The sequence below is a fragment of the Protofrankia sp. CiP3 genome (assembly GCF_917627345.1).
GTDB lineage: Bacteria > Actinomycetota > Actinomycetes > Frankiales > Frankiaceae > Protofrankia.
Genome location: NZ_CAKJTM010000176.1, coordinates 1 through 5,835, shown reverse-complemented (window position 1 = coordinate 5,835; position 5,835 = coordinate 1). Strand labels below are relative to the sequence as shown.

General features: G+C 63.5%; 1 protein-coding gene. It reads left to right on the top strand.

Annotation, left to right across the window (positions count from 1 at the left end; translation table 11 throughout):
• Positions 1–212 precede the first annotated feature (212 nt).
• A complete protein-coding gene (locus tag MJ797_RS25550; protein WP_239342118.1) occupies positions 213–5,492 on the top strand; it encodes an AAA family ATPase in 5,280 nt (1,759 codons plus the stop codon).
• Positions 5,493–5,835 lie beyond the last annotated feature (343 nt).

Here is a 5,835-nt window from a genome sequence, read left to right as displayed (position 1 = left end):
AAACTATCCTTGAGCCGGACGGCGCGGCTGGCCGTCGGCGGGGAGGCGGAGCAGCTCGCGTGGGTGCGTCAGAGTCAAACGCTGGGGATGACTTCCACTTCTGGTGGGCTGCTCACCGCGCGCTCAGGCTCGTCGAGCCAGGAACGCGACTACACATAGTGACGCTGGAGGGTCCGGCTCGGGTCGACGACCCCGATGAGGCCTACGAGACCGTGGACGTTGCCGAGTACTTCGGCGGTGATCGGTTCTCCACGGCCGAGTCGGTCGCGTTGTCACAGTTGAAATACAGCACCCGGCATCCCGACCGCGAGTGGACGGTGGCGCGGATCTGCGAGAAGCGCGTCCGCAGGAAGCGACCCGATGACACACCGGACCGCGACCGGTCGGTGATCTCGGACCTGGCTGCGGCCTTCACGAAGGTGCTGGACGACCACGGTCCGGAGGGGGCCAGCAAGGTACGGATTGCGCTCGTCAGTAATCGCCCCGCCGCGCCGCTGCTTGCTGCGGCCGTCGAGGCGGCTGCCGATGTCGTTCGCTCTCGCGGCGCTCGTCGGACGGTGCTGGCCGACCTGCGTCGAGCGCTGACGGCGGAGCACGCGGACGTCGTGAACACGTTGGCGAAGGCGGTGGAGCCTCGGCTGGGAAGCAACGTGTTCTGCGGCTTCTTAGCTGCACTCGACCTATCTGAGACCGGCTCGCTCGATCGCGCTGCGTTCGCGCGGGCCGTGCGGGTCGGCGCGGTCACGCTGACGCCGGGCCAGGGTTCCGATCCAGCCTTGCGCCTGTTCGAGCTTGTCCGGCAGGAAGCACTTCCCGGCGGAGGGCGAGGTGGTCTAAAAGCCGCGGATGTTCTCGCCGAGCTCGCGGCACCGAACATGGTCGACCTGTACCCGGCGCCGCCGCGGCTCGCCGAGATTCATCAGATGCTGTCTGTTCCTGCAGCGCGCTCCCTCGCGGACACTGTCATGGGCAATCTGGGTAGGCTCGTCATCGCCTCCGCGCCAGCGGGTGCAGGGAAGACCACCACGCTGCGGCAGGTCAAGGATCATCTGCCTGCCGGCTCGGTGGTGGTGCTCTTTGACTGCTATGGCAACGGTTCCTACCTCAACCCGGGCGAGGAACGGCACACGCTCAGGGGCTTCGCCACACAGGTGATCAACGAGCTTGCGCTTCGGTGTGGCACATCGCCGCTCGTCCAGGCCCCATCGGGCAGGCCGGAGCTGTGGCGGTTGCTGACGCGGGCGTTGGAAGGCGCTGCGAGAACTCTTCCCCCGGACGGTGCACTCGTCGTGGCCGTTGACGCTGCAGACAACGCTGTCTTTGCCGCGGAACAGCGTGGTGACCGCAGCTTTGTCGCCGAGTTGGTGGCATTGCCGCTGCCGCAGCGCGTCGCCGTCGTACTGACGGCTCGTAGCCACCGGCTCGCATCACTGCGGACCGATGCCGCTCGATGCGTCGAGCTCCCGCCATTCGACGGCGTCACGTCCGCTGCTCATCTCAGGCAGCACCGCCAGGACACGTCCGACGACGATGCCGCCAGCTTTCACAACAGGACCGGAGGAAACCCGCGCGCCCAGTATTACGCATTGACCTGGGCTGCGGAGAACGGCGCCGACATCACGGCACTCCTGGACAAGTGCGCGCGAACTCCAGAGGCCGTGTTCGCCGATCTTGTGGCCGTTGGAGACGTGTCCGCGGCGGGTAGACAAGTATTGGGGATCGACTACGGACAAGTGCTGCAGCAGCGGTTTTCCGGTCCGTTCCGCCTCTTGAAGCAGGCCACTATACCTCTCGATCCCCTGCCCGGCGATCTACGGCTGGTCGATCCAGCAGATCCAAACAACCCGGTCAGTCGCTTCCGCGGCCGCAAGGAGTTGATCGAACGAATCGACGGCTTTCTCGCACGATGTGTGCGGCAGCGCCGTGGTGGCTACCTCCTCATCGAAGCCGAGGCTGGTATGGGCAAGTCTGCCTTGGCCGCTTATCTGGCCTTCACTCGGGCGTGGCCAGCACACTTCACCCGGCTCGCCGAAGGACGTACCCCCCAGACTGCCAGGCGCAATCTTGCCGCACAGCTCATCGCACAGTGGAAACTTGACGACGCGGCGCCCGAGGGGCTCCTTCCCGCGGCGGCCGACACGTCTGCCTGGCTCTACGGCCGCCTCTGCGAGGCAGCGGTAAGCCGAGACCGCGGCGCACCGGATACGCCCGTCGTTCTGCTCGTTGATGGCTTGGACGAGGCCCCGCCGGTTCCAGCAGGAGAAATTCCCTTGGGTCTACCGCCGAGCCTCCCACCGGGAACCGTTATCGTCGCTACCACTCGGCCCAGGACAGTCGCGATCCCCTCCGGTTCTCGGATGGTCGAGCGCATCGATGTCGAAAGTACCGCCAACCGCCATGATCTGCTCGACTACCTAACTTCCATCACGATCAGTGACACACATATTGCCGGCGCTTTGCGCAACTCCGGCTTGACGGCCGAACGTTTCTGTCGAACCTTGCTAGACCGCTCTAGTGGCGTCTGGATCTATGCCTTGACCGTGCTCGACCAGATCCGTGACCAACGTCGCGCTCCCGGTGAAATCGATCAACTTCCTGCTGGGCTGGTCGGCTACTACGCCGACAACCTAGCCCGCTGGCGCAGCGAACTTGGCGACAACAATTGGCGGGCACGCGGCCTGAGCGTTCTGGCCACACTCACCGCAATTCGCGAGCCTCAGTCCGTCAGCACGATCGCCGCATGGGCCGGCGTCGCAGAGGATGAGACGCGGGAACTTCTGCGAGGAATATTTCGGCCATTCCTTGCTCTGCGCACGGGAGGAGATCCGGACAGGTATATTCCTCGCCATCAGAGCCTCCGGGACTTCTGTGCTGGCACATCCATACACGATACCGACGATGATGATCTACGTTATCTCGCCTACGAGTTGGCCGCCTCGAGCCGAGCTGCACACCAGCGCATAACCCTGGCACTCGTTCCCTCCGCGACCCTTGGACGGCGAGACTGGCGGTCAGCTGAAGATTACACTAAGAGAAATCTACCCGAACATGCTGCTATTGCGCGCATCCTCGACGATCTAGTCGAGGATCCCGGATTCCTGTTGACCTGCCATTCGGGGAACATCCTGCGTCACCGTAAGGAGCTTCGGACGCGGGAAGGTATCGCCGCACTTAACGCCTACGAGCAAGCGATTGATGAGTGGCCGATCCACCCCGAGGATGCCCCGGCTTGGTGGCTGCATATCTGGGCACGCAAAATGCATGCGTCTGGACTTGCCGTGAACAGCGCCCGGCTGGCGGATCGTTCATGGTCCGCGCAAGCCGCTATGTGGACTGGCATACCTCACCGCATCCTTACCGGCCACACCAACGAAGTGCAGGCATTGACCGCAGTACCAGTCGGCGATGGACGCAATCTCCTCGCTTCCGCCGACACCGATGGCATGGTGATGTTGTGGGATCCGGTCAGCGGCCAACCCGTTACCAATCCTCTCGCGGGCCACAATAATGCAGTGTGGGCGCTAACTACCATCTCTTTCGCTGATGGGCGTATTCTGCTTGCTTCAGCCAGTTCCGATGGCACGGTGCGGCTCTGGGATCCAGTCAATGGACAGCTAGCCTATGCACCCCTGGACGGCCACTCGGGCATTGCTAGAGTACTGGGCGTCCCGCTGGCCGATGGCCGCACTCTTCTCGCATCCGGCGATACCGAGGGCACCGTCCGACTGTGGGACCTGGCCAACGGACAGGCGGCCACCACGTCTCTTAGGATTCGTAATGAAATAACAAATGCATCCTCTGGAGCGTCTTCGCAGGTCACGGGCCTGCAGAAGGCTCAAGATGAACAAGTTATTTCATTACGGATTCTTATCGGACACTCCGATGCGGTGCGGGCGTTCGCAGCGCTGTCTTTGCCGGACGGGCAGACCGTGCTTGCCTCCGCCGGCAGCGATGGAACAGTGCGATTGTGGGACCCAGTAAAAGGGCGGCCCGCCAGCGAACCGCTGACCGGACATACTGGAGCGATATTCGCGCTAGCCGAGGTTCCTCTCGCCGACGGGCGAATGCTGCTTGCTTCCGGGGGTGATGACTCGTCGGTGCGATTGTGGGATCCGGCCACCGGACTTCCCGCTACCGATCCCCTCATTGGGCATGGAGATGGATGGATGGGAAGAGAGGTATGGGCACTTAAAGCGATAACTCTTGCCAATGGTCGGACTATGCTCGCCTCCGGTGGCAGTGACGGGACTGTGCGGCTGTGGGACCCGGTCAGCGGACGGCCCGCCAGCGAACCGTTGTACGGCCACACAGATACCGTTTCGTCACTGGCGGTAGTATCTCTCCCCGATGGAGGGATACTGCTTGCCTCTGCCGGTGACGACGAGGCGGTGAGACTGTGGGACCCCGCCAGCGGCGAGCCGGCAGCTGAACCCCTCGCCGGCCATGTCGACCAGGTCGGGGTGCTAGGCGCAGTGTCCTTGCCCGATGGGCGCACCCTTCTTGCATCTGCCGGCATTGATCGGACGGTACGGCTCTGGGACCCCGCGCAGGCGCAGGCCACCGACCCTCTGGCGGGGCACGCCCGCGCGGTCCTAGCACTGGTCACAGTACCGTTGCCCGATGGTCGGATCCTGCTCGCCTCTGCCAGCGCCGACGGCACGGTGCGACTGTGGGATCCGGTTAGTGGAAAACCTGCCGGGAATCCCTTCGCCGGCCATACTGGTGCGGTAGCAGCATTGGCAACGATATCCTTTCCTGATGGTCGGGTTCTAGTCGCTTCCGGCGGCGATGACAGAACGGTGCGACTCTGGGACCCGGTCACCGGAAAGCCCGCTACAGCACCCCTCACCGGCCACACCGACTGGGTACGAACACTTGCCACTGTGCCACTGCCCGATGGGCGGACGCTGCTCGCCTCCGGCAGCGATGACAGAACGGTGCGACTCTGGGACCCGGTCACCGGAAAGCCCGCTACAGCACCCCTCACCGGTCACACTAATTGGGTGCGAACACTTGCTGCTGTACCACTGCCCGATGGACGGACACTGCTCGCCTCCGGCAGTAATGATAGAACAGTGCGGCTATGGGATCCCGTACATGGACAACTCGCCGCTAGGCCAATCGTCGGATATACTGACTGGGTACGGACACTTGCCGCCATATCATTGCCCGATAGCCGTACATTGCTCGCCTCCGGGAGCGACGACAGGACAGTACAGCTATGGAACCGCACCAACGGGCACACCGGCACTGTTCGGGCTTTGTCCGCGGTGCCCCTCTCCGGCGAACGGACGTTACTCGCCTCTTGCGGCGACGACGGGAAAGTACTGCTGTGGGACCCCATCAGCGGCCAACCGGCAGCCTCCCCTCTCATCGGCCATACAGGCACGGTTCGTGCGGTGACCGCCGTTCCATTTTCAGATGACCGCACCATGCTCGCCTCTGCCGGCGATGATAGGACTATACTGATATGGCGCGAGGCAACCGGATAGCGGCATAAAAAACGTTGGCGATAATGCGCCGTTTGATATCCGGGCCGCGACCTTCCTCAACGATGTACGCATCGCGGGGAAACCGAGTCTCTGAACGTCTCCGACTTCGCCGGGGAAGGAATCAATCGGCGCCGATGCCCGGTCGTCCCATGCCTGCCTTCGAACCTTGCGGCCAGCCGTGGTTTCGCGTCGATCTTGTTCCTCTCGCGATCAGCCTCAGTCCCGCTCACGTGCAGCCAGCCGGCAGGAGGCGTGCCGGTCGCGCAGGTCGGTGCGGGCCCACAATTCATCGCCATCCGGGTAGGAGCGCGACGGGGCCTGTAAGAACAACGGTGTAACACCA